The 22,529-nt window shown below is 65.7% G+C and carries 15 protein-coding genes; 6 read left to right on the plus strand and 9 right to left on the minus strand.

Annotated features, from left to right (window positions below; translation table 11 throughout):
* Window positions 1–47 precede the first annotated feature (47 nt).
* Entirely contained in the window at window positions 48–470 is a 423-nt protein-coding gene (locus C0541_RS20320) for a hypothetical protein (protein WP_115051208.1), read from the minus strand.
* A gap of 582 nt (window positions 471–1,052) precedes the next feature.
* Between C0541_RS20320 and C0541_RS20325 the strand changes: the two genes are divergently transcribed.
* Window positions 1,053–1,733, plus strand: coding sequence for a hypothetical protein (locus tag C0541_RS20325; RefSeq protein ID WP_238601380.1), 681 nt, complete (start codon window positions 1,053–1,055; stop codon window positions 1,731–1,733).
* Window positions 1,734–2,292: 559 nt separating this feature from the next.
* Window positions 2,293–3,339: a Kelch repeat-containing protein gene (locus C0541_RS20335; RefSeq protein ID WP_115051209.1), complete on the plus strand. Its 1,047-nt coding sequence runs from the start codon at window positions 2,293–2,295 to the stop codon at window positions 3,337–3,339.
* Window positions 3,340–3,484: 145 nt separating this feature from the next.
* Here the strand turns inward: C0541_RS20335 and C0541_RS20340 are convergent, their stop codons facing one another.
* From C0541_RS20340 to C0541_RS20365, 6 genes are all read right to left on the minus strand, one after another.
* On the minus strand, window positions 3,485–4,522 hold the full coding sequence (locus C0541_RS20340) for an SMP-30/gluconolactonase/LRE family protein (RefSeq protein WP_115051210.1): 1,038 nt from the start codon (window positions 4,520–4,522) through the stop codon (window positions 3,485–3,487).
* A gap of 76 nt (window positions 4,523–4,598) precedes the next feature.
* Window positions 4,599–5,783 (minus strand): endo-1,4-beta-xylanase, encoded by a 1,185-nt coding sequence (locus C0541_RS20345; RefSeq protein ID WP_115051211.1) that lies wholly within the window; start codon window positions 5,781–5,783, stop codon window positions 4,599–4,601.
* A 239-nt stretch (window positions 5,784–6,022) separates the two neighbouring features.
* The gene (gene galB, locus C0541_RS20350) at window positions 6,023–8,722 is read right to left on the minus strand and encodes a beta-galactosidase GalB (RefSeq protein ID WP_238601381.1); all 2,700 of its coding nucleotides are present in this window, start codon (window positions 8,720–8,722) and stop codon (window positions 6,023–6,025) included.
* A gap of 161 nt (window positions 8,723–8,883) precedes the next feature.
* Window positions 8,884–10,305, minus strand: coding sequence for a glucuronate isomerase (gene uxaC / locus C0541_RS20355; protein ID WP_115051212.1), 1,422 nt, complete (start codon window positions 10,303–10,305; stop codon window positions 8,884–8,886).
* 51 nt (window positions 10,306–10,356) lie between these two features.
* Window positions 10,357–11,349: an endo-1,4-beta-xylanase gene (locus tag C0541_RS20360; RefSeq protein ID WP_115051235.1), complete on the minus strand. Its 993-nt coding sequence runs from the start codon at window positions 11,347–11,349 to the stop codon at window positions 10,357–10,359.
* A gap of 10 nt (window positions 11,350–11,359) precedes the next feature.
* On the minus strand, window positions 11,360–12,685 hold the full coding sequence (locus C0541_RS20365; RefSeq protein ID WP_161960195.1) for an MFS transporter: 1,326 nt from the start codon (window positions 12,683–12,685) through the stop codon (window positions 11,360–11,362).
* A 465-nt stretch (window positions 12,686–13,150) separates the two neighbouring features.
* On the opposite strand from C0541_RS20365, the gene C0541_RS20370 reads away from it, so the two are divergent.
* From C0541_RS20370 to C0541_RS20385, 4 genes are all read left to right on the plus strand, one after another.
* Window positions 13,151–16,093 carry a TonB-dependent receptor gene (locus C0541_RS20370; protein ID WP_161960196.1) on the plus strand — a complete coding sequence of 981 codons (2,943 nt, stop codon included), beginning with the start codon at window positions 13,151–13,153 and terminating at the stop codon, window positions 16,091–16,093.
* A gap of 241 nt (window positions 16,094–16,334) precedes the next feature.
* Window positions 16,335–17,822, plus strand: a complete 1,488-nt coding sequence (locus C0541_RS20375) for an MFS transporter (RefSeq protein WP_115051237.1) — start codon at window positions 16,335–16,337, stop codon at window positions 17,820–17,822.
* Between the two features lie 33 nt (window positions 17,823–17,855).
* The gene (locus C0541_RS20380; protein WP_115051214.1) at window positions 17,856–18,890 is read left to right on the plus strand and encodes a glycoside hydrolase family 43 protein; all 1,035 of its coding nucleotides are present in this window, start codon (window positions 17,856–17,858) and stop codon (window positions 18,888–18,890) included.
* 346 nt (window positions 18,891–19,236) lie between these two features.
* Window positions 19,237–19,770 carry a lipocalin family protein gene (locus tag C0541_RS20385; RefSeq protein WP_115051215.1) on the plus strand — a complete coding sequence of 178 codons (534 nt, stop codon included), beginning with the start codon at window positions 19,237–19,239 and terminating at the stop codon, window positions 19,768–19,770.
* Window positions 19,771–19,851: 81 nt separating this feature from the next.
* On the opposite strand, the gene C0541_RS20390 is transcribed toward C0541_RS20385, so the two are convergent.
* On the minus strand, window positions 19,852–20,205 hold the full coding sequence (locus tag C0541_RS20390) for a ribonuclease E inhibitor RraB (RefSeq protein WP_115051216.1): 354 nt from the start codon (window positions 20,203–20,205) through the stop codon (window positions 19,852–19,854).
* 399 nt (window positions 20,206–20,604) lie between these two features.
* Window positions 20,605–22,239, minus strand: coding sequence for a type III secretion system effector XopAE (gene xopAE / locus C0541_RS20395; protein ID WP_238601382.1), 1,635 nt, complete (start codon window positions 22,237–22,239; stop codon window positions 20,605–20,607).
* Window positions 22,240–22,529 lie beyond the last annotated feature (290 nt).

Below are 22,529 nucleotides of genomic sequence, written 5' to 3' on the forward strand. Positions count from 1 at the left end.
GCCGGACGAATATCCGCATTGCCCAGGCATCTTCGACTGCTTGCGGATCACTTCGCCTGCTGCCCCTGCACGGCGCCAGCGGTGCCGAACAGGCGCATCAGCACCACGACGAGCAGCACAACAAAGCTCAACTCCCACACATAGAACGCGATACCCACGTGGTCGATCATGACCTGGTGGCCCGCCTCGTTCTTGTCGAACCGGGTGGCGCGAAAGGTATCCAGCCCGATCAGGCACGCCGCTACCAACAGCGCCGCCGCCACCTTGTCCACCTTGAAGAGGTAACACAGCCACGCCAGCAAGAACAACGGATTGCTCATCCAGGCCACGCACTGGCCATCGACCACCTGCATCCAGCCAAGCAGCAGGATGACGAAGCCGCCCAGCTGATCATTGCCGCCATGCAATGCAGGCAGGCACAGCGCAACGCCGTACAGCAGGGCCGATAACACGGGTAGAAAAAATTTCACGAGCGTCCTTGTCCAGGATGAGGCGAGCGTGCCTGTGCCCTTCCGGAGCCCCGGATCGCATCTGCACGGGCGAGCTTGCCCACTATAGACAATGCGCGCGCAGCTTTCACCGGCGCCCTGCGCAACCTGCCGGTGCGTGGCGTAGTGGGCGGGGCAGCAGGGGCGTTGCTTCAAGCGTCGCCATGACATGCCCGAACCATCAGCGCACAGCTCCAGGACCCGACGCGGCCATGGCAGCCCACAGCAACAGTGCTTGTCGGCGGCGGTAAGCCATTCACTGCGGGCGGCCGCTTCACCGGCGCCAGGAGCGGGTGGGGAACGCGGTGACGTCTCGCCCGGATCGCTGCCGCGGTGCCAGCGGGCGGCATCACCCGGCACGGTAGTCTGCTGTCACGCGCGCCCGGCGAGGCGCGCGACTCGTAGCATCCGGGCCAACCGGAAGCGGCCACTCCCACGCCCGATTGCAGCTAACCCTTGCCGGCTTTTTTCGCAGCGCCCGCTCCGCCTGCCCGCTTGGCAGCGCTGCCCTTACGAGCCACGGCCATGTTGTCGACCAGGTTGGGATAGGGCCGGCCCGCTGCCTTGGCGCGCCGCCTGGCCTGGGTCTTCTGCGCTGGAGAAAGCGGGCTTGAGCGCGAGGCACGCTTGGGGTTCGGCTTGTTCCATGGCGCCGAAGCTTTGCCCTGGCTTTTCTTCGCGGTGCTGCGTGTGGCGGCGCTCTTGCTGGCCGCAGGGCGGCGGGCGGCGGGCTTTTTTGTGGCGGTCTTTTTTGTGGCTGTCTTTTTTGCAGGTGTTTTCTTCGCCGTCGCTTTCCTGACTGCGGTCTTCCTTGCTGCGGTTTTCCTTGCTGCGGCTTTCTTTGCAGCGGTTTTCTTCACAGCCGTCTTCCTGGCTGCGGTCGTGCCGTTCGTCTTGCGGGCGCCGCTCGAAGACCTGGGCTTTGGTGTCACCGCGCTACCGGCCACTGCTGTCCTGGCTGCACCTTTCCTGGCCGAAGGTTTCTTCGCGGCGGGCGTTCGGGTAGTTTTGTTTGCGGTTTTCCTTGCGGCCTTCCTCGCAGCAGTCTTCCTTGCAGTGCGTTGTGCTGCGGTCTTCCCGGCGCTGCGCGTCGTGGTATCGCTGGCTCCGGCGGCGGCCGTGCTGCTGGTGCCTGTGCCCTTTCCTGCTTTGGTCTTCGCGCTGGCTGCATCCTGCAGACGCTGGTACAGCCGCGTCGCCCAGCGCTGGCCGGCATCGCCGCCCCAGAGCAGCCAGGCAATGTAGCCTGCAGACGGCGCACTGCGATCGGCCCAGCCCTTGGCGTTCTTGTCCACGCTGTGGCGCGCGAAGTACGCATGCATGCGCCGGATGGTCTGGGTGGACAGCGACGTCTGTGCCGAGAGGTCGCGTGCACGCGCAACGCCGATCGCGGTGCCGCCACGCCCGTGCTGCTCGCGCAAGCGCAGTCCGCGTGCCGCTGCGTTGGCAACGTTCCTGGGTGGCAGTGTGGAAATCGCCTGCTTTGCTGGTGTGCGTGGCACGGGTTGCTCCTGTCGCATCGAGTTGCCGTAGTGTTCGCATGCGCCATGCTGCTGCATGTGAAGAGGCTGGCAGCCGGGCCTGCGCACGCCACACGCCGATGGAGGTGACTCGGTGACATGCAGGCAGGTCACGCGGCGCGCGCTTGCGCTGTCGCCAAGGCGAACTCTCGCCCAGCACGCACCGGCAAGCGACATCCGCCGCGCCTGGCACAGCTGCAGCTGCAGATCAGCCTGCTTGGGAAGCTGGATCGCCGTGCATGTGTCGCTACACTGGCCTGCCACGGCTATCGCAAGAGTGCTGCATGCGCCTGTTGAAGACCTCGTTCCACGCGGGCCTGCTCGCTGCCGCGATCGGCATGCTCCCCGCAGTTGCGCAGGCTGCCGACGCAGCGGCGCCGGCATCCACGCCGGGGCAATCGACACAGTCGCCCACGTGGCAGGCGCTGGGCACACGCAGCCAACCGCATGCGCGCCATGAGAACAGCCTGGTGGCCATCGGCGATCGCCTGTATCTGGTCGGCGGACGCGATCAGCGCCCGCTGGAGATCTTCGACACCCGCACGCGTCGCTGGTCGCAAGGCAGTGCGCCGCCGCTGATGGTAAGCCACGCGCAGGCGGTGGTGTCGTCGGGCAAGCTGTACTTCGTGGGCGGGTTCACCGGCGACTATCCCGAGGAAGCGTCGCTGAGCCATCTGCTGATCTACGATCCGCGCACCGACCGCTGGCAGGTGGGGCCGGAGATTCCCAAGCATCGCCGCCGCGGCGCGGCAGGCGCGGTGGAGCACGACGGCGTGCTGTACCTGGTCGGCGGCAATACGCGCGGCCATATGAGCGGTTATGTGCCATGGCTGGATGCCTTCGACACCAGAACGCAGCAATGGACCCAACTGGCCGATGCGCCGCACGCGCGCGACCATTTCCATGCGGTGGTGCTCGACGGAAAACTCTACGCCGCCGGTGGCCGCAGGTCGGCGCATGAAAGCGGCAATACCCTGGCGCAAACGATTCCCGACGTCGATGTGTATGACCTCCAGCGCGGTACGTGGTCGGTAGCACCGGCCGCGCTGCCGACGCAGCGCGCAGGCGCTGCGGCCATCGCACGCAATGGCCGCCTGCTGGTCATCGGTGGCGAGAGCATGCGGCAGGTCAAGGCGCACGACGAGGTGGAAGCCTATGACCCAGCCGCATCCACCTGGACGACGCTGGCAGCATTGCCGCAAGGGCGGCATGGCACCCAGGTTGCCGCCGTCGGCGACGATCTGTACATCGTTGCGGGCAGCGGCAACCGTGGCGGCGGGCCGGAGCTGGATGATGTGTTGGTGTCGGGTGGGGCAGAAGCCACACGCTAAGCGAGGTGGGCTGCATCCGAGCCGGATCGCAGTCTTGGCTCGAAGGGAAAGCGACTTGTCGTGCGGGTCTTTCGGTAACGCTCCATCGCGGCCAGGGCCGCTCCTACAGGGGCGGCGACTGGATCAGCTGAGGTCCCGATCGACGCTACCTTGCAAACTCCAGGCCACGCGCCTTGACGCGCACCCGCGTCAGCATCGCGTGCGAGGTCATGTAGAGGGTATGGCCGTCGTCGCCGAAGGCGCAATTGGAGATGGCTTCGCCGGTTTCGATGCGGCCCAGCCGGCGGCCATCGGGGGCGAACACGATGACGCCGCCGGGGCCGGTGGCGAACAAGTGGCCGTCGGCGGAAACCGCCATGCCGTCGGGCAGGCCGGGCGCGTCCTTTGCAACCAGATCGGAGGCGTCGGCGAACACGCGCTTGCCGGTCACCGCACCGTCGGCGTCGAGCGCGTAGGCCATCCAGATCGGGCGCTGCGGATCGGAGTTGGCCACATACAGGGTGCGCTCGTCGGGCGAGAGCGCAATGCCGTTGGGAAGGCTGAGGCTGTCATCGAGCAGATGCACGCTGCCATCGGTATCCAGGCGATAGACGCCGTTGAAGCGCAGCTCCTTGACCGGCGAATCGTTCATCCCTTTGAGACCATACGGCGGGTCGGTGAAGAACACCACGCCATCGCTGCGGCGGACCAGATCGTTGGGGCTGTTGAAACGGTGGCCTTCGAACTGCGTTGCCAGCGGCGTCTTCTTGCGCGTGGCCGGGTCGAGCCTGGCGACGATGCGCGTGCCGGAATCGGCCAGCAGCACGGTGCCGCCCGGTTCGGCATACAGCCCGTTGGCGCCGGCCTCGCGTAAGGTCGCCTGCTCCGGGCCGCTATAGCCGGAGGGCGACAGGAACACCGACAAGCCGGCATCTTCGGACCAACGATAGAGCTTGTTTTCCGGCACGTCGGTGAACAACAGATAGCCGCCCTTGCGCACCCATGCGGGGCCCTCGGACCAGGTAAAGCCTTCGGTAAGCTTCTCGATGCGCGCGTCGCTGGCGACCACGTCGCTGAAGTTGCGATCGAAGGTTGTCAAATGCCCGATCGCGGGAAAGCGCAGCGGGGGCACCTCCTTCCTGGTGCAGGCGGCGAGGATCGCCAGCAGCGGAACGGCCAACAGCAGATAGGGCGGTAAGCGCATCGGTCAGTCCAGTAACGAAGTCGAGCCATGATGCCACCATGCGTGTGCAGGTTTGCTGCGCACGCTGGCGACCACGCTAGCGCCCGCCAGCCGCCGCAGGCACTGCCAGCACCGCACGCAAGGCCGGCTTGGGCTGGTGCTGGCGATCGAACAGCAGCGGATAATTGGTACGCCCCGGCACGGGGTAGTCGTTCTTCCACGACATGCCGTCGGTGACGCCCCAGACACTGACGCGGGCGAGCTTGTCGCGCTTGCGCCAGAACAGCGCGAACAACTCGGCGTAGCGATCACGCAGTTGCGCCTGCACCTCAGGTGGCAAGCCATCGCGATAGGGGTCGAGAAAGCGCTTGAATTCCGGCAACTGGAACTGCGTGTGCGCAAGCCCGGTGCCGATGACCTGGCCTTCCCGGGTGAGCGGCAGCACGTCGATATCCAGCTCGGTGATCATGACCTTGATGCCGAGCGCGGCGTAGGCATCGATGGCGTCTTCGATGTCGCGCAGGCTGGGGTAGTTGAGCCCCCAGTGTCCCTGCATGCCGACGCCGTCGATACGGATGCCGGCCTGCTGCAGCATCCTGACCATCCGCACGATCCCGTCGCGCTTGCTCGGCCGCCATGCGTTGAAATCGTTGTAGTAGAGCTGCGCATCCGGTGCATAGCGCTGGGCAAAGGCGAAGGCGTTACGCACCACGGTGTCGCCGTCGCCGACCCGCTGCACCCAGTTGGTGGAACGATAGCTGCCGTCTTCGTCGATGATCTCGTTGACCACGTCCCAGGCCTGCACCTTGCCGGCATACCGCCCTGCCACCTGCGCGATGTGCGCGCGCATGCGCTCCAGCTGCGCATCGGCGGTGTTGGGCTTGCCCTGTGCATCGACGAAGAACCAGTCCGGCGTCTGGTTGTGCCAGACCAGCGTATGGCCGATCACGAACATGTCGCGACGGCGGCCGTAGGCGACGAAGGCATCGGCGGCGCTGAAGTCGAACACGCCCGGACGTGGCGCAAGCACTTCAGCCTTCATCACGTTTTCGGCGGTGATGGCGTTGAAGTGGCAGGCGACCAGCACGGAAGAGGCGGCATCCTTGCCGGAGACGATGTCCGCATTGACGGCGGTGCCGATCAGGAAGCCGTCGGCATAGGCACGCTGGAGCGACGTGCTGCGGGTGTCGCAGGCTGCCAAGGCTGGCAGTGCGGCGATGGTGCCGATGGCAGCGAACGCGATGCCCAGGCATGTTGCTGCGCGCGTACTGTTTTCTTGCATGACAGGCTTCCTGATCGGATGCGTGTTCTGTTCTCTTCGCGGGTGAACGTGAATGGCAATGCGCGCCAATGCTCGATTGCAGCTTACGTGTGGCCAGGTGCGTTTGAATCCAGCAGCCGCGCTAGCGCTATCGGTAGCGCGGTTGCATCGATCGTATCTGCTGGGTGCGAGCACCTCATCGCTATCCGAACGCGACACCTCACATGCACGCCTCACGCAAGTGCCAAGCAGCAGACCCATCACTCCACCACCACCTGCGCACTGGCCGCTTGCAAGGTATCGGATTCGACGTGGACCGTGATCGTGCCCGGCGCGCCGGCCTTGCCACGCACGATCGCCAGGCATAGCCCGTTGAAGGCGTTGCGTTGCGGCGAGACGAACGATTCCAGATTGGTCGGATCGCCGTTGTCGGTGGCAACCAGCTCGCCCGGTCCTTCGATGCGGAAACGTAGACGATCGCCCGCGGTTGGTGCAGGGCGTCCGGCGCGATCGAGCAAACGCACGGTGACGAAACTCAGATCCTGCCCGTCGCCACGGATGTTGCTGCGGTCTGGCGTCACCTGCATGCGCGCGGCGCTGCCGGCGGTCTGCACACGGTCGCTGGCCCAGGGTTTGCCGGCCTTGTAGGCCTGCACGCGCAGCTCGCCGGGGTGGTAGACCACATCGTCCCAGCGCAGCCGGTAGTGCAGCGGGCCCTTGCGCTTGCGCCCCTGCGACACGCCATTGACGAACAGCTCGGCCTCGTCGCCGGAGGTGAACACATGCACCGGCGTGACCTGGCCCTCGCGGCCGGGCCAGGTCCAGTGCGGCAGCAGATGCGCCATCGGCAGGTCGGGGCGCCAACGTGACTGATACAGCCAGTAGCGATCCTTGGGAAAACCGGCCAGATCGAAGATGCCCGAGTAGGAACTGCGCGAGCTGTAGTACGGCGTGGGTTCGCCCAGATAATCGAAACCGGTCCAGACGAATTCGCCGGCAACATACCGATGCTGGTCCTGTGCCGCGAACACCTTGTCGGCGCTGGAGCCGAAGTCCACCGCATGCAGCTCGTAGGCGCTGACCTGGTGCGCGACCGAGTCGCCGCCGCGCCCGTCGCGCACCGGCGCGCTGCTGTCCGGCGTCACCGGAAACAGATACACGCCGCGGCTGCTCAAGGCCGAGGCGGTCTCGCTGCTGAGAATCGCTTTGTGCGGAAACTTGCCATGGAACGCCGGATACTGCGGTTGTTTGCGAATGCGTTCGGTACCTGCGAATTCCGGCGTATCGCGAATGCCTTCGCCCTGGTAGTTGAGGCTGATGACATCCAGCGCAGCCGGTAGCGGCATGTCCGGGGAGGCGTAGTTCATCGCCACCGTGGCCGGGCGCGAGGGGTCTTCCTCATGCACGATCGCGTGCAGTGTGCGAGCGATCGCCGCGCCCTGCTCGCCGGTGTATTGCTCGCCGACTTCGTTGCCAACGCTCCACAGCATCACCGAGGGATGATTGCGGTCGCGTCGCAGCATCGCGCGCAGGTCCGGCTCGTGCCATTGCGGGAACACCAGGTGGAAATCCAGCGGGGTCTTCTTCATCTGCCAACTGTCGAACACCTCGTCCACCACCAGCAGGCCCATGCGATCGGTCAGTTCCAGCAGTTCCGGCGCGGGCGGGTTATGGCTCATGCGGATGGCATTGGCGCCCATCTGCTGCAGCAACTGCAGCTGCCGCTCTGCGGCGCGCACGTTGAACGCCGCGCCCAGCGCGCCGAGGTCGTGATGATTGTTCACGCCGCGAATGGGCACGTGTTCGCCGTTGACCAGCAGACCCTTGTCGGCATCGAGCACGATGCTGCGGATGCCGAACGGCGTTTCGTAGCGATCCACCACGTGCCCGTCCTGGCGGACCTCGGTCACTGCGACATAGCGATGCGGGCGCTGGGTGGGCGGCGGGCCCCAGAGACGTGGATGGTCGATCTGCGTGCTGCCCTGCACGCGTGCGCTCCCACCCGCGGCAACCGCAACCTGCATGGCCGCAATGCGCGCAACCGGCTCGCCACTGCGCGTGCCGTGCGCAACGTCGAGTACATAGATCGCGGTGCTCACCTGCGCCTGCACCGCACTGCGGGCGGCATTGTCCAGCGTGACTGCCAGCTGCACCTGCGCCCTGTCGGCAGACACCTGCGGCGTGGTCAGCTGCGTGCCCCAGTGCGCGACATGCAGCGGCGCGGTCCTGGTCAGCCAAACATGGCGATACAGCCCGCCACCGGGATACCAACGCGCCGAGTCGGGCGGGTTGTCCAGGCGGATCGCCAGCTGGTTGCTGGCGCCAGACACCACGTACGGGCTCAGGTCCACGCGCCAGGAGCTGTAGCCATACGGCCAGCCGCCGACCAGCTTGCCGTTGAGCCAGACCGTGGCATAGGCCATCGCACCATCGAGACCCAGAAACAGCGAGCGGCCGCGATCGCCGGCCGGAATGTCCAGCGTCTTGCGATACCAGCCCACGCCCCAGCTCGGCAGGCGCCCCATGCCGCCGTACGGGCCATCGGCCAGAAACGGCCCGGCGATGGCCCAATCGTGCGGCAGATCCACGCGCTCCCAGCCGCTGTCGTCGAACTGCGGCTGCACGAAGGCCACGTTGCTGCCCGGATGCCCGGGCGGGCGGACGTGGCGGTTGGCCGGATCTGCAATCAGCGCATTGGCCGTGGGCAGGATCCACGGCTTGAGCCCGCGTGTTGCGGCGGCATCGAGGTGCTGCGCCTGCTCGGGCCGGGCATCGGCCGCCTTGCCGTCTTCGCTGCGTAGCACCTGCGGGCGGACGTCGTAATCCAGGAGTTGGCGATTGCCGGGAGGGTCGCCGCGATGGAAGCGCCATTGCGCGTTGAGCGAGACCCGCTCACGTGGCAGTTCGGCAGGTGCCGGTGGTGCTGCCAGCGCGGGCATGACGATGAAGATGCAGAGCATTGCCGCACGTGCAAGGCGCGCGCAGTCTCGGAAATCGTGCATCACCGGTGCGTGCCTGCCGGCACGCGTCATGGCACGGCACCCTTCTGCCGTCTATGCACGCACGGCATATCCGCCCTTCGTGCACGTGTGGGCATCGCTGCCTGCTGCCTCACCCACCTTCACAGGTGGTAGGCCCGCTTGGGCAAGCGGTAGGCCAGATCGATCGCCACCTCGAACGCCTCATCCTCATCCAGACGGTGCTCGGCAACCAGCCTGGCAAGAAACGCGCTGTCCACGCGCCGCGCCACATCATGGCGTGCCGGGATCGACAGGAAGGCGCGGGTGTCGTCGTTGAAACCCACGGTGTTGCAGAAGCCGGCGCTGGCCAGGGTCTGCTCGCGGAAGCGCCACATGCCCTCCGGCGCGTCATGGAACCACCAGGCCGGGCCCAGCAACAGCGACGGGTAATGCCCGGCCAGGGGCGCCAGCTCGCGGCTGTAGCTGGTCTCGTCCAGGGTGAACACGATCAGGCGCAGGCGCGGATCGTTGCCGAAGCGATCCAGCAGCGGCTTGAGCGCGTGCACGTAGTCGGTGCGCATCGGAATATCGGCGCCCTTGTCGCGCCCGAAGGCCTGGAACAGCTGCCGGTTGTGATTGCGGAAGCAACCCGGATGCAGCTGCATCACCAGGCCATCGTCCAGGCTCATCGCCGCCATCTCGGTCAGCACCTGCGCGCGGAACAGCTCTGCCTGCGCGGGTGTCGCCGCACCACGCACGACCGTCTCGAACAGGCGCTGCGCCTCGGCCGGCGGTAGATCGGCGGTGGCCGCACTGGGGTGGCCGTGGTCGGTCGACGTCGCACCGTGCGCGGCAAAGAACGCACGGCGCTGCCGGTGCGCACGCAGATAGCCCTGCCAGGTCAGCACATCTTCGCCGGTCAGGGCGCCGAACTGCTGCAGCGCGCCGGCGAACTGTTCGTGTTCGGGGTCGACCACCGGGTCCGGCCGGTACGCGGTGAGCACGCGTCCCTTCCAGCCGCTGGCGCGAATGGCCGCGTGGTGCTGCAGCGTGTCCAGCGGCGACTCGGTGGTGGCGATCACCTCGATGTTGAAACGCTCGAACAAGGCCCGCGGGCGAAACGCCGCTGTCTGCAAGGCGGCGGTGATGTGGTCGTAGTAATGATCGGCAGTGCCGGCATCCAGCCGGATGCGCAGGTCGAACACGTCATGGAAGACATGATTCAACCACAACGCTGACGGCGTACCGCGCAGCAATGTGTAGTGCGCGGCGAACACGCGCCACGCCGCGCGCGGATCCACCGCCGCGCGCGACCCGTCGGCCCGCGGGATGCCCAATGCGTCCAACGCGATGCCCTGGCTGTAGAGCATGCGGAACACGTAGTGGTCCGGCACCAGCAACAGCTCGGTGGCATTGGCGAATGGCGCATCGGTGGCGAACCATGCCGGGTCGGTATGGCCGTGCGGGCTGATGATCGGCAGTGCGGAAATCTGCGCATACAGACGGCGCGCGATCGCGCGCGTGCCGGGGTCGACGGGCAGCAAGCGGTCGTCGTGCAGGGTCAGGGGCGAAGGCGTGGACATGGAATCAATGCACCAAAAGAGACTGAGAACGAAATCCAGCGGCCGCCCGTGTCATGGCGCGGGCGTGCCGGGATGGCTGGCAACGTAATCGCGCAGCCAGGTCAGCGCCGGCCGTTCGCTGCCATCGGCACGGATCAGGTACGCCGCTTCCTTGTCGCGCCACAGGCCTGGACGAAAGCCCCACAGCGTGATGCCGCGTACGCCGGGGTGCTCCCAGAACACCGGGAACACGCGTTGGTAGTCGGCCAGCTGCTGCGCATCGCTGGGGCCGTCCAGATCGAACTCGGTGATGTAGATCGGCAGGCCGGTCGCGGCCAGTGCATCGAGATTGGCACGATGCACCGACATCGCAACGTTCGGGGTGGTTTCAAAGGCATGCTCCTGCACGCCGATCGCATCGACCAGCTGCTCGCGCTGCAGCAGCTGCACGATCTGCAGGTACTTCTGCGTGGCCTGGGCGCTGTTGGTGATGCTGTAGTCGTTGATCATCAGCCGCGCACGCGGAAAGTGCTGGCGCGCCAGCCGGAACGACTGCAGCACCCATTCCCAGCCGCTGGCACCGTTGCCGCCCAGTGCCTGCAGATAATTCCCGCCGCCGGTGTCGTCCTTGCTGGGCGGGTCGTTGAGCGGTTCGTTGACCACTTCCAGCAGGTCGATGTCCGGATACCGCTGCGCAACCGCAGCAAACCACTGCGCGATCTCGCGGCGCTGCTCGGCCGGTGGCAGGGTCTTGATCCATTCCGGCTGCTGGTTGCCCCACACCATCACATGCATCTGGAACGGCATGCCGTTGGTCTTGGCCAGCTTGTAGGCGGTATCGAGCCCACTCCAGTCCATCTGGTCGCGCACTGCTTCCACACTGCCCCACTTGCCGCTGTTTTCGGGTGTGAGCTTGTTCCAGTACTGGGTGAATCCTGCCGCTTGGTGCGGGCTATAGGCGCTGCCCAGGAACTTGGACGCGCCTGACGCCAGCGGTGCGGCGTGCACCGCCGTCGCGATGCTCGCTGCGAACAACAACCCAACCGTCAGAGTGTGTCTGTGCACGATGATCACCTCAGGAAGATGCCTTGGCCGCCGGCGTGGGGTCTGCCGGCAAGTGTGCCGGTTCCAGTTGCGGCACCAGCGTGTGCACCACCGCCAGCGCCAGCAGGTAGGCCGAGCCTGCCATCAGGAACACCGGCACATAACTGCCGGTGGCCTGCAGCAGGAACCCGATGAAGGTGGCGATCAGCATGCCACCGACCGCCCCGGCAAAGCCGCCGATGCCGACCACCGTGGCCACCGCATGCCGCGGAAACATGTCCGAGGGCAGCGTGAACAGGTTGGCCGACCAGCCCTGGTGCGCGGCAGTGGCCAGGCCGATCAGGCCGACCGCCAGCCACAGATTGTCGGCGCGCGCAGCGAACACGATCGGCACCACCGAGACGGCGCAGATCAGCATCGCGGTCTTGCGTGCGCGGTTGACGCTCCAGCCGCGCGCGATGAAGCGCCCGGCGACCCAGCCACCGGCGATGCTGCCGATGTCGGCCAGCACGAAGATCACGATCAACGGCGCGCCCAGTTGCAACAGACTCAATCCGTATTCGGCATGCAGGAACTTGGGCAGCCAGAACAGGAAGAACCACCAGATCGGGTCGGTGATGAACTTGCCCAGCACGAACGCCCAGGCCTGCCGGTGCCGCAGCACCTGCAACCACGACAGCCGCCGCTGCACCGGCTCGTGCGCATCGCTGCGGATATGCGCCAGCTCTGCCGCCGACAGGCCGGGCTGCTGCTCGGGCGGGTGATAACTGAGCCACCACACCAGCAGCCAGGTGGCGCTGAGCACGCCGGTGAACAGGAAGGCCGCCTGCCAGCCCCAGGCGGTGGCGATCAGCGGCACCAGCAACGGCGCGACGATGGCACCGATGTTGGAGCCGGAATTGAAGATGCCGGTGGCCAGGGCGCGCTCGCGACGCGGAAACCACTCGGCCACCGTCTTCAACGCGGCGGGGAAGTTGCCGGACTCGCCCAGCCCCAGGAAGAAGCGCGCGATCGCAAAGCCCACCACGCTGGTGGCCAGCGCATGTCCCATCGCCGCCAGGCTCCAGATGCCGATCGCCAGCGCGTAGCCGACGCGCGTGCCGAAGCGGTCGATCACTGCACCGCTGCACAACAACCCCAGCGCGTAGGCGGCCTGGAAGGCGGTGACGATATAGCCGTACTGGATCTCGTTCCAGCCGATCTGGGTCTGCAGAAACGGCGCCAGCACGCCCAGCACCTGGCGGTCGACATAGTTGATGGTGGTGGCGGCAAGCAGCAGTGCGCACACGCGCCAACGCATGCGGCCCAGGCGCGCCAGCGTGCCGGCGGGCGCTGCGGCGTGCGGCAACTGGCTCATGGGCACGCGCGCCGTTGCGCTGCAGCGTGCAGCATGCGCTGGGCAATCGCGCAGCGACCACGGCAAGGCGCTGCCGCATGCCCGCAGTAGCCCGGCATCTCGCTGTCGCGTTCTTCGGTTCGATTCATCGAGCACTGCACCTGCACGAAGGTGGCCTTGCGCCACGGGTGATAGCGCTACCATTACCACGGCTTCCGGCAAAATCCATCGCGCAGTGCAGCACGCCAGTGCGTGCCGTGCAGCCGGCACGGTCTCGATCAGCGCCGTTGTTGCCCGCCGCCGCGACGCCCCGCCGCCTATGCTGCCCTGCAGCGTGATGTTCTGAATTTGGTAGCGCTAACATCCAGCGCCACTGATCGCCCGTTCTTCCCCACCGCACCATCGCCGCGCCGCTACCGGCAGCGGCACTCCCTGCGCAGGGGCGATGCGTGGGACATCTGCTCACCTGTTAGGGAAGGAATTACGGTGAAGAACAGCTACGCACGAACCGCGTTGTCCTGCGCGTTGGGGTCCATCCTGCTGGGCATGGCCAGCACTGCCGCCTGGGCACAGTCCAGCGACGCCAGCAGCGCCGCAGCTGCCGCACAATCGCCACCGGCCACTGCTGCCGGCGGCGATGCGGTGACCCAGCTCGATACCGTCACCGTCTCCGGCTACCGACGCAGCATCCAGTTCTCCACCGATGCCAAGCGCGACTCGGTCGGTTTTGCCGACACCGTGTTTGCCGAGGACATCGGCAAGTTCCCGGACATGAATATCGCCGAGTCGCTCAACCGCATCCCCGGTGTGCAGCTCTCGCGCGACGTCAATGGCGAGGGCTTGAACATCGCCATCCGCGGCCTGGGCACCAGCTTCACCAAGACCACGCTCAACGGCGCCAGCATCGCCACCGCCTCGATCGGCCTGAACGCGCAGAACCAGAACCGCGAAGTCGATCTGAACCTGTTTCCCACCGAGTTCTTCACCCAGCTCACCGTGAGCAAGACGCCCACCGCCAGCATGCTCGAAGGCGGCGTCTCCGGCGTGGTGGACATGCGCAGCGCGCGCCCGTTCGATCGCCCCGGCGTGCACTTCACCTACCAGGCCCAGGCCGACTGGAACAGCACCAGCGAAAAGACCACCCCGCGCGGCGCCTTCATGGGCAGCTGGACCAACGAAGCAGGCACCTTCGGCGCACTGTTCGGCGTGGCCTCGGTGCGCGGCAAGCTCGGCGTGCGCGGCTTTGAAAGCGTGGGCTGGACCAACCCCGGCCTGACCTACACCCAGTGCGGCCTCACCCCGCCTGCCGGCACGCCGGCCACCAATCAACCGGCGGCCTGCAACGTCAATGGCGGCGGCAACTGGCGCATTCCCGACCGCGTGCCGGCCACCGCCGGCAGCGGCCTGACCACCGGCGAGACCATCGATGCAGCCTGGCTGCTGGCGCGCAACCCGGGCCTGGGCATCGACCAGATCAGCGACGCACTGATTCCGCGGCTGGGCCGCAGCGTCTACATGAATGGTGATCGCGACCGCGATGCCTCGGTGATGTCGCTGGAATGGCGCCCCTCCGACAGCATGCATTTCTACCTGGATACGCTGTATTCGGAAGCCAAGCGCACCACCGAGCGGATCAGCATGAATCTGATCGGCCGCAACGGCAACATGATCCCGCTGGGCATGCAGCTGGACCAGAACAACGTGGTCACCAGCGCCACCTTCGCCAATGCGCAGTACTTCCTGGAAGCGCGCCCGTACCGCGAAGAGGTCAAGTTCTGGAGCGTCAACCCGGGTGCCGAGCTGTTGTTCGGCGCGGACCAGGACATCAAGCTCAACGTGCAGGCCAATGCCACGCGCAGCTGGCTGGATCGCGAGTCCCCCAGCATCCTGGTCACTTCGCCGTTCACCACCGTGGACTATCGCAACCAGGGCGGCGACCGCCCGTCGATCAGCAGCCCGCTCGATCTCAACGACCCCAATCTGGGCTGGGGCTGGAACGGTGGCCGGGTCAATATCCAGAACGAAAAACGCATCACCCAAACCCGGGGCGGACGTGCCGACCTGCAGTTCGGCGAAGACAAGCGCAACATCAAGATCGGCGCCGCCTACGACCAGGCCGAGCGCACCATCCGCGGTTTCGACAACAGCATCGCCTGGGAGCAGGTGGTCTGCCGCGGTGGCGGCGGCAATGTGTGCAACGGCGGCCCTGGCTCGGCGGTGCCCAATGCTGCCCTGGCCGGCTATTTGCGGCCCGGTCCGGACGGCTTTATTACCGCCGATTTCAACCGCTTCCTCGGCGACACCAACTATTACGCGCTGCGCGACTCCGCCCCGGAAACCAACTCCGCCAACACCGGCGCCTCGGCCGGCGGCATCCGCGAAAAGAACTGGGGTTTCTATATCGAAACCAACGCCGAAACCGAAGTGTGGAACCGCACGCTGCGCTTCAACGCCGGCGTGCGCTACGTGACCACCGACCAGACCATCACCGGCCCGGTCACCATCAACGGCATCCGCCGCATCCAGGTGCTGGATTCGGACTACAAGGAAACCCTGCCCTCGTTCAATGCCGCCTGGGACGTGGCCGACAACGTGGTGCTGCGCCTGTCCAGCTCGCGCACGCTCACCCGGCCCGATCCCAGCGCAATGCTGCCCAACACCAACTTCAGCGACCCCTCCGCGCAGACCGCAACCCAGGGCAATCCCGAGCTGGCGCCGTATCTGTCCACCAACGTGGATTTCGGCGGCGAGTGGTACACCGGCGGCGAAGGCTATGTGGGCCTGACGCTGTTCAACAAGCGCATCAGCGGCTTCACCGTCAACGGCGTGCGGCGCATTCCCTTCAACGACCTGGGCGTACCGTACGAAAGCCTGCTGCCGATCCAGCAGGCCGGCCTGGACCAGCGCGGCGGCCCGAATGCGGCCACGGTGGACGTACAGACCCAGGTCAACGCCGACGGCGTGCTCAACATCCGCGGCACCGAGGCGATCTGGGTGCAGCCGCTGGACAGGCTGGTCGACGGCATGGGCTTCAGCGTCAACTACACGCATGTCAATCAGTCGTCCGAAGGCGAAGGCGTACCGGCGGTGGCGGTCGGCGTGGCACCCAATCTGTGGAACGGCACCGTGTACTGGGAAAAGGACGCCGCCTCGGTGCGCCTGTCCTACACCTGGAACGACGACATGGTGATCTCCGGCGCCAACCAGAACGGCATCCCGTATGCGCGCCTCAACGCCGATGCCCGCGGCCAGCTGGATCTGTCGGCCAGCTATGCGCTGGACTGGCTGCCGTCCAAGCCGCAGCTCACCCTCAACGTCACCAACATCACCGACGAACCGCTGCGCACCACCTACGCCTGGCCCAACGCCACCTACGATCTGTACGAGCCCGGCCGCACGGTCATGCTCGGCATCCGCGGCACGTTCTGAGCGTGGTCATCGACACGACCGCGCAGGCGCCAGGCGGGTGTGGCCGACCCGTGGGGAGCGCATGGCCTTGCCGCATGGCCCGCGCACCGCGTATCGCCGCCGCCTGCCCGGCGACGGCGCGCGCGGTTTTGCCGGACACTTCAGCCGCCATGCCCGCTGCCGCGATCCGGACCGATCGCGGTCGGCGGCATGGCGCGCGCCGCGGCGTTTCCCGCAGCACTCCTCGAGCCCGCCCCACCTCATGAACGATCCGTCACAACAGCTCTCCCTGCGCGAAAAGATCGGCTACAGCCTGGGCGACCTGGCGGCCAACCTGATCTTCCAGACGCTGGTCACCTTCCTGGCGTTCTTCTACACCGATGTGTTCCGCATCCCGGCGGGCGTGGCCGCCACGCTGATCTTCGTGGTGGGCATGCTTGGCGCGTTCGTGTTCACGCCCATCATCGGCATCCTGGCCGACCGCACCCGCACGCGCTGGGGCAAGTTCCGCCCGTGGATCCTGTGGACGGCAGTGCCGTTCGGTGCGTTGTCGCTGGCCGCGTTCAACACGCCCGCCCTCGGCGAGCAGGGCAAGATCGCCTACGCCTTCGCCACCTACACGCTGCTGATGCTGGTGTACGTGGCCAACAACCTGCCCTATTCGGCATTGAGCGGCGTGCTCACCGGCAGCATGGAGCAGCGCAACAGCCTGTCGGCGTATCGCTTCCTGGCGGTGACCTTCGCGCAGTTCATCATCCAGGTGTTGCTGCTGCCGCTGGTGCTGATCCTGGGCAATGGCGACAAGGCGCAGGGCTTTCGCAACACCATGGCGCTGTTCGCCGCCGTCGGCACGCTGTGCTTTCTGATCACCTTCTTCACCACGCGCGAGCGGGTGCTGCCGATCAGCGAACAACGCAGCAGCGTGCGCCAGGACCTGGGCGATCTGGTCCGCAACAAGCCCTGGCTGGTGATGCTGGCGCTGACCATCCTGGTCTTCATCAATCTCGCCATGAAGGGCGGGATGTACATCTACTACTTCAAGTACTACCTCGACGCCGCCGCGCTGGCGCAGTTCCTCGACAATGCCGGCTTCAACCGCTTTATTGCTGCAATCAACAGCGTGCTCACCGGCGCCGGCATGAGCGCGCTGCAATGGCCGCAGGACGCACCGACCTCGGCCTTCAGCGTGTTCAGCGCTGGCGGCATCCTGGCGATGATCGTGGGCATCGGCTTTTCCAAACGCCTGGCCGACCGCTACGGCAAGCGCAATGTGTTCGGCGGCGCGCTGCTGGTTTCCACGCTGTTTTTGCTGGTGTTCTACCTGTATCCGCCGGCGGCGATCGGCTGGGTGTTCGCCTCCTATGTGCTGCATGGCTTCTTCTACGGCATCACCATCCCGCTGCTGTGGGCGATGATCGCCGACGTGGCCGACTACTCGGAGTGGAAGAACCACCGCCGCGCCACCGCGATCATCTTCTCGGCGATGTTGTGCGGGCTGAAGATCGGCCTGAGCGTCGGCGGCGCCCTGGTCGCCGGCATCCTGGCGTTCTACGGCTACGACGCCGCCCTGCCGCTGCAAGGCGAAGCAGTGACAAGCGGCATTCGCCTGGCCATCAGCGTGTATGCGTCGATCCCGTTCCTGCTCGGCACCGCACTGCTGGCGCTGTACGAGATCGACAAGACGCTGGAAACCCGCATCGAACACGCGCTGGGCCTGCGCCGTCAGGCCGCACCACTCGCTTCGCCCTGACTCCCTCCTCCCACCTCATGCACAGGTACGCGCATGTCCGATGAACTGCACACCGCTGCACTGCAGGCGCTGGCGCGCACCGCCATTTCCGCACCGCTGGTCACCCACCTCTACACCGCCGACCCGTCCGCACACGTGTTCGACGGCGCGCTGTACATCTACCCCTCGCACGACATCGATGCCGGCGTAGCCTTCAGCGACGACGGCTCGCACTTCGACATGGCCGACTACCACGTGCTGCGCATGGCGCATCCGCACGCGCCGGTGGAAGACCTGGGGCAGGTGCTGCACGTGCGCGACGTGCCCTGGGCACAGCGCCAGATGTGGGCACCGGATGCCGCGCAGCGCAACGGCAAGACCTACCTGTATTTTCCCGCCAAACGTGCCGACGGCATCTTCCAGATCGGCGTGGCGGTCGGCGATGGCCCGCAAGGCCCGTTCGTCGCCGAGCCCGAGCCCATTGTCGGCACCTACTCGATCGACCCGGCCGTCCTGGCCGACGACGACGGCGCGCATTACCTGTACTTCGGCGGCATCTGGGGCGGCCAGCTGCAGCACTACCGCGACAATGTCTACGCGCCGACCCACCAGGAACCTGACGCCGCTGCGCCCGCGCTCGGCCCGCGCGTCGCCCGCCTGCGCGAGGACATGACGCAACTGGCAGAGCCCACCCGCGAGATCGTCATCCTCGACGAACACGGCGCCCCGCTCCGCGCCGGCGACCACACCCGCCGCTTCTTCGAAGGCCCCTGGGTGCATCGCCATGCGGGCCGCTACTACCTGTCCTACTCCACCGGCGACACCCACCTGATCTGCTACGCCACCAGCGACTCCCCGTACGGGCCATTCGCCTACCAGGGCGTGCTGCTCGCACCGGTGATCGGCTGGACCACGCATCACTCCATCTGTGCGTTCGAAGGCCAGTGGTATCTGTTCTATCACGACGCTGCCTTGTCGGGTGGGCAGACGCATCTGCGCAGCATCAAGATGGCAGCGTTGCAGCACGATGCCGACGGAAGGATCGCGACGATTTATCCATATGGCGAAGACGCGGTGTCGCCCTGGTGACTGCGGTTGCGTTCCTGGTTCCCGGAACGTCCACCAGCGCGTCATGACTCCACCGTCGGCGCTGACTGACACGCCCTGTCACCGCAGCGCGTTCCAGGCACGTCGTGATCTTCCCAGCGGCCGATCATCGCCCCGGCGCCAGCAGCCCCGTCACCCGGCGTTTCGGGCATGCGCAACGCGTCTGCCTGGCGCTTCAACGCGGCCATGACATGTCGAACGTTACCGTCATCCCACTGGCACGGCAGGCCAGCGTGCGCCAGTGCGGAACTGCGTCGCATGGGGTTGCATCCGGACGCATGGCACCTCCGTAGGCCCATGCACGTAGTTCTTTCAGGTGGAGATTGTCATGCGACATGGTTCGATGCTGTTGTTACTGACGCTCGCGGCTCACGGAAGTGCCAGCGGCAGCGAGTCGCGTCCCGCCCTGCCGCGCGCAGACAGCGTGGATGTACCGCGCTTCATGGGCGACTGGTACGTGATCGCGCATATTCCCACCCGTCCCGAGCGCAAGGCCTACGATGCGGTGGAGCGCTATGCGCTGCGACCGGACGGCCGTATCCAGACCACCTTCACCTTTCGCAAGGGCAGCTTCCAGGCGCCGCTCAAGTCCATGCATCCGGTTGGCCGGGTGGCAGAGGAGGGCAATGGCGCGCTGTGGAGCATGCAGTTCTTCTGGCCCTTTAAGGCCGAGTATGTGATCGCCTGGCGCGATGCGGCATACACGCAGACCATCGTGGCGCGCAGCAAGCGCGACTACGTCTGGTACATGGCGCGCACGCCACAGGTCTCCGAGGCCGACTATCAGCAGGCTGTCCAGCGCATCGCCGCCATGGGCTATGACGTGTCGCAGCTGCGCCGCGTCCCGCAGTCGCAGCGCTGACGCAGTAAGGCACCGATGCGGTCACTGCGCCGCGCTCAGCGGCGCAGTGACCGCATCGCAGGCGCGTGCATGCCGTGCGCGTCAGACGTCCTTGTCGTGCACGGAAAATTCCCACCCGTCGTTCAAGCCACCCAACGGCTTGGCTTCGGTCGCCAGCTCTTCCTCGAACGCCGAAATCGCCTTGTACGTTGGGATCATGGTCGGATACACCGTCACGTCCATCGGAAACGCCGTGTTCTCCGGGTAGTGGCAGCAACGCAGCTTCTGCTCGAAGCGCAGCAGCGTCACCGAGAACTCCAGTGCCGACTCCTTCGTGGGGAAGACCACGGAGAACGCAATCTCGCGTGGCTTGGAGAGATCCACCCCTTGCTGGGCAATGTGCCAGAGGGTGTCGCCGTTATCGTCGTTGGGATACAGGTCCGGATGTCGTTGCATGAGAGCTTCAATGTCTTGCGGCCACTTGGCCGAGGGCAAATTCTAGCGCCGCGCTTGTGTGGTGCCAGTCATTAACGGCTGGCCCGGCATCGGGTGGGGTCAGATCGCCCTTCGCATCCACAACAGGTTTGAAAATCGCAGCATTTTTTTACCCGCTGACGCATTCGATTTCATCGGGTATCGCGCGGCATTGAAATATCTGGACATTTATGCCCCACCTCCCCGCGACACCGCATCGACAACCGAAACCGTGCGAAGTTCCAGGCCTGTATCTTGACTCCTCCATGCCGATTGCACACTCCCTTGAGGAGCGTAGCAGCATCAACTCTGCTTCTTAAGTCCCAACAAAGTGCATGCGTGCAAAGGGCGCCGCAGCTGTCGGCATAGCCCGCCACTGTCCTACCGGATGCCCCACTGCTCTAACAGCGCACGTGCTCGCCGCTCGATGAAGCTATTCGCGTTGGCCTGTGCCTGTTCTGACTCTCGCTTGGCTTCTGCTTCCCCGATGACACCCTCCTGCGCTTCTTCAAAGTGAGCCATAGCCCACGTGGTCGCGGCTTCCTGCGCCGCCCTTCCCTCCACATCGTGCATGGAAAGGTAGGCCCGCAGCGGCGGCCATATCTGCGGGCATCCCTGCAGTGCGTTGAAGCCGTAGAGCAAGCTGTTTTTGGAAAGACCTAGATCGGAATTTTGTATCGCCTCTTGCAGCAGGCTCAGCGCCGCCCCCTGGTCCCGCGTGTGCATGAGCTTGTGCTTGAGCATTTCCGAAAAAGCGGTTTTGATATTCCCCCGCACGACCGGCCCGCCGCCGCCCACCTGGGTCATGCCATCCATGTCCAGCGTCTTGACGGTGTGCTCGCTCAAAAACTCGCCGAAGCTGCTTCGGAATTCGGGAGAGGAGATGGCCTCGGCCACCACCTTGTCCAGCAGGGGCATGTCGGCCGACGTGATGGATCCGCCTAAGATCATGGCGTTTTGCCACAGCCCCTGCATCCACTTGTCGAAACGCTCCCCCAGAACGGCATCAATGCTGAGCAACGCACGTGTGAACTCTGGCACGCGGTTCCACGATGACCCGGCTTGCCTCGCCGAAGACATCGCCGGTGGCCCTATTCTGCCTGCGGCTAGCGGCTGTGCCCCACGCTGCGCGGGCTGCGAGTTGCGGATCTGGGCCAATTGACCACGCAGATGATTCGGCACCCTGATTTCGCAGGTGGCGGGAAGCCGGGCCAAGGACTGGGGAAGGGTCTGCAGACACGTGCCACGCAGGTCTAGAAGTTGCAGCTGGGAGAGGTCCCCCACGCTCTCCGGCAGATGCCGGAGCGCAGCGCAGTCTTTCAGCGACAGCTTCATCAAGCCACTCAATTGCCCCATGTCCTCGGGCAATTGCGCCAGCCTGCAATTGGAGGACAGGTTGAGTTCTTCCAGCCGGTGCAGCCGGGTCAGGCTGCCTGGCAGTTGCTCTAGTTTGGAGTTCGATACCACTTTCAATGACCTGAGTCCCTGCATGTCGCCGATGTTTTCAGGCAACTCTCGGAAATGCGAGGAGTGCGACACGCTTAGTTGGGTCAATCGACGCAAGTGGATGACGCTGGCCGGCAAGCGCTCATAGCATCCGCCACCCAGCGTAAGGCTGCTCAGGCTTTGCAGGCGCCCCAAGTCGGTCGGCAACTCCTCCAACGGTATCGCCATCAAGTGGAGGGTCTCTAGATGGGGCAGGCTCGTCAATGACGTCGGCAGCCTTTTCAGACCCGGGGTGGCGGTCACCTGCAGCTGGCGGAGCTGGCGGAGTTGTCCCAGACTCTCTGGCAAAGACTCAAGTCCGGTACCGACCAGTGATAATTCTTTCAACCCTTCGAGCCGGCCGATCGCATCAGGTAGCGTCGTGGCAGGAATGCCGTAGTTGAGTACGAGCTTATCGCTTTGGCGGGCGCCTGCACTGCGAATTGCGTCTGCCACGCCTCGCAGAATCCCCCGCATCCCTTCCCGTTCTTCAGTTTGCGGGTTGTAGCCGATTGAGACCTGCTCTGCCATCGGCAGGCTGCGCGTGAGCCAATCGTCGATGTCGCGCCCTACACTGCCAGGTGATGCAGACGACGCTCCAGCCAGAGCGACCGGTTGCATCGATGAATGCAGAGGTGAACCTAAAACGCGTCTTGCCCCCGAGCTTGTGGGAGGCAAGGTGTTTGCCGCTGCCGTGTCTTCGCGCCGCCGCGGCCGCGCGAGCAGCGGGCTCAGTAAACCATCCACTGCACCGGACCGATCACGTGGCGTCATGTCTTCGGCAGGTGTGCGTTCGATGGTGTCGGTTCGCGGACGATGGC

Source organism: Xanthomonas arboricola (assembly GCF_003353015.1).
Taxonomy (GTDB): domain Bacteria; phylum Pseudomonadota; class Gammaproteobacteria; order Xanthomonadales; family Xanthomonadaceae; genus Xanthomonas; species Xanthomonas arboricola_E.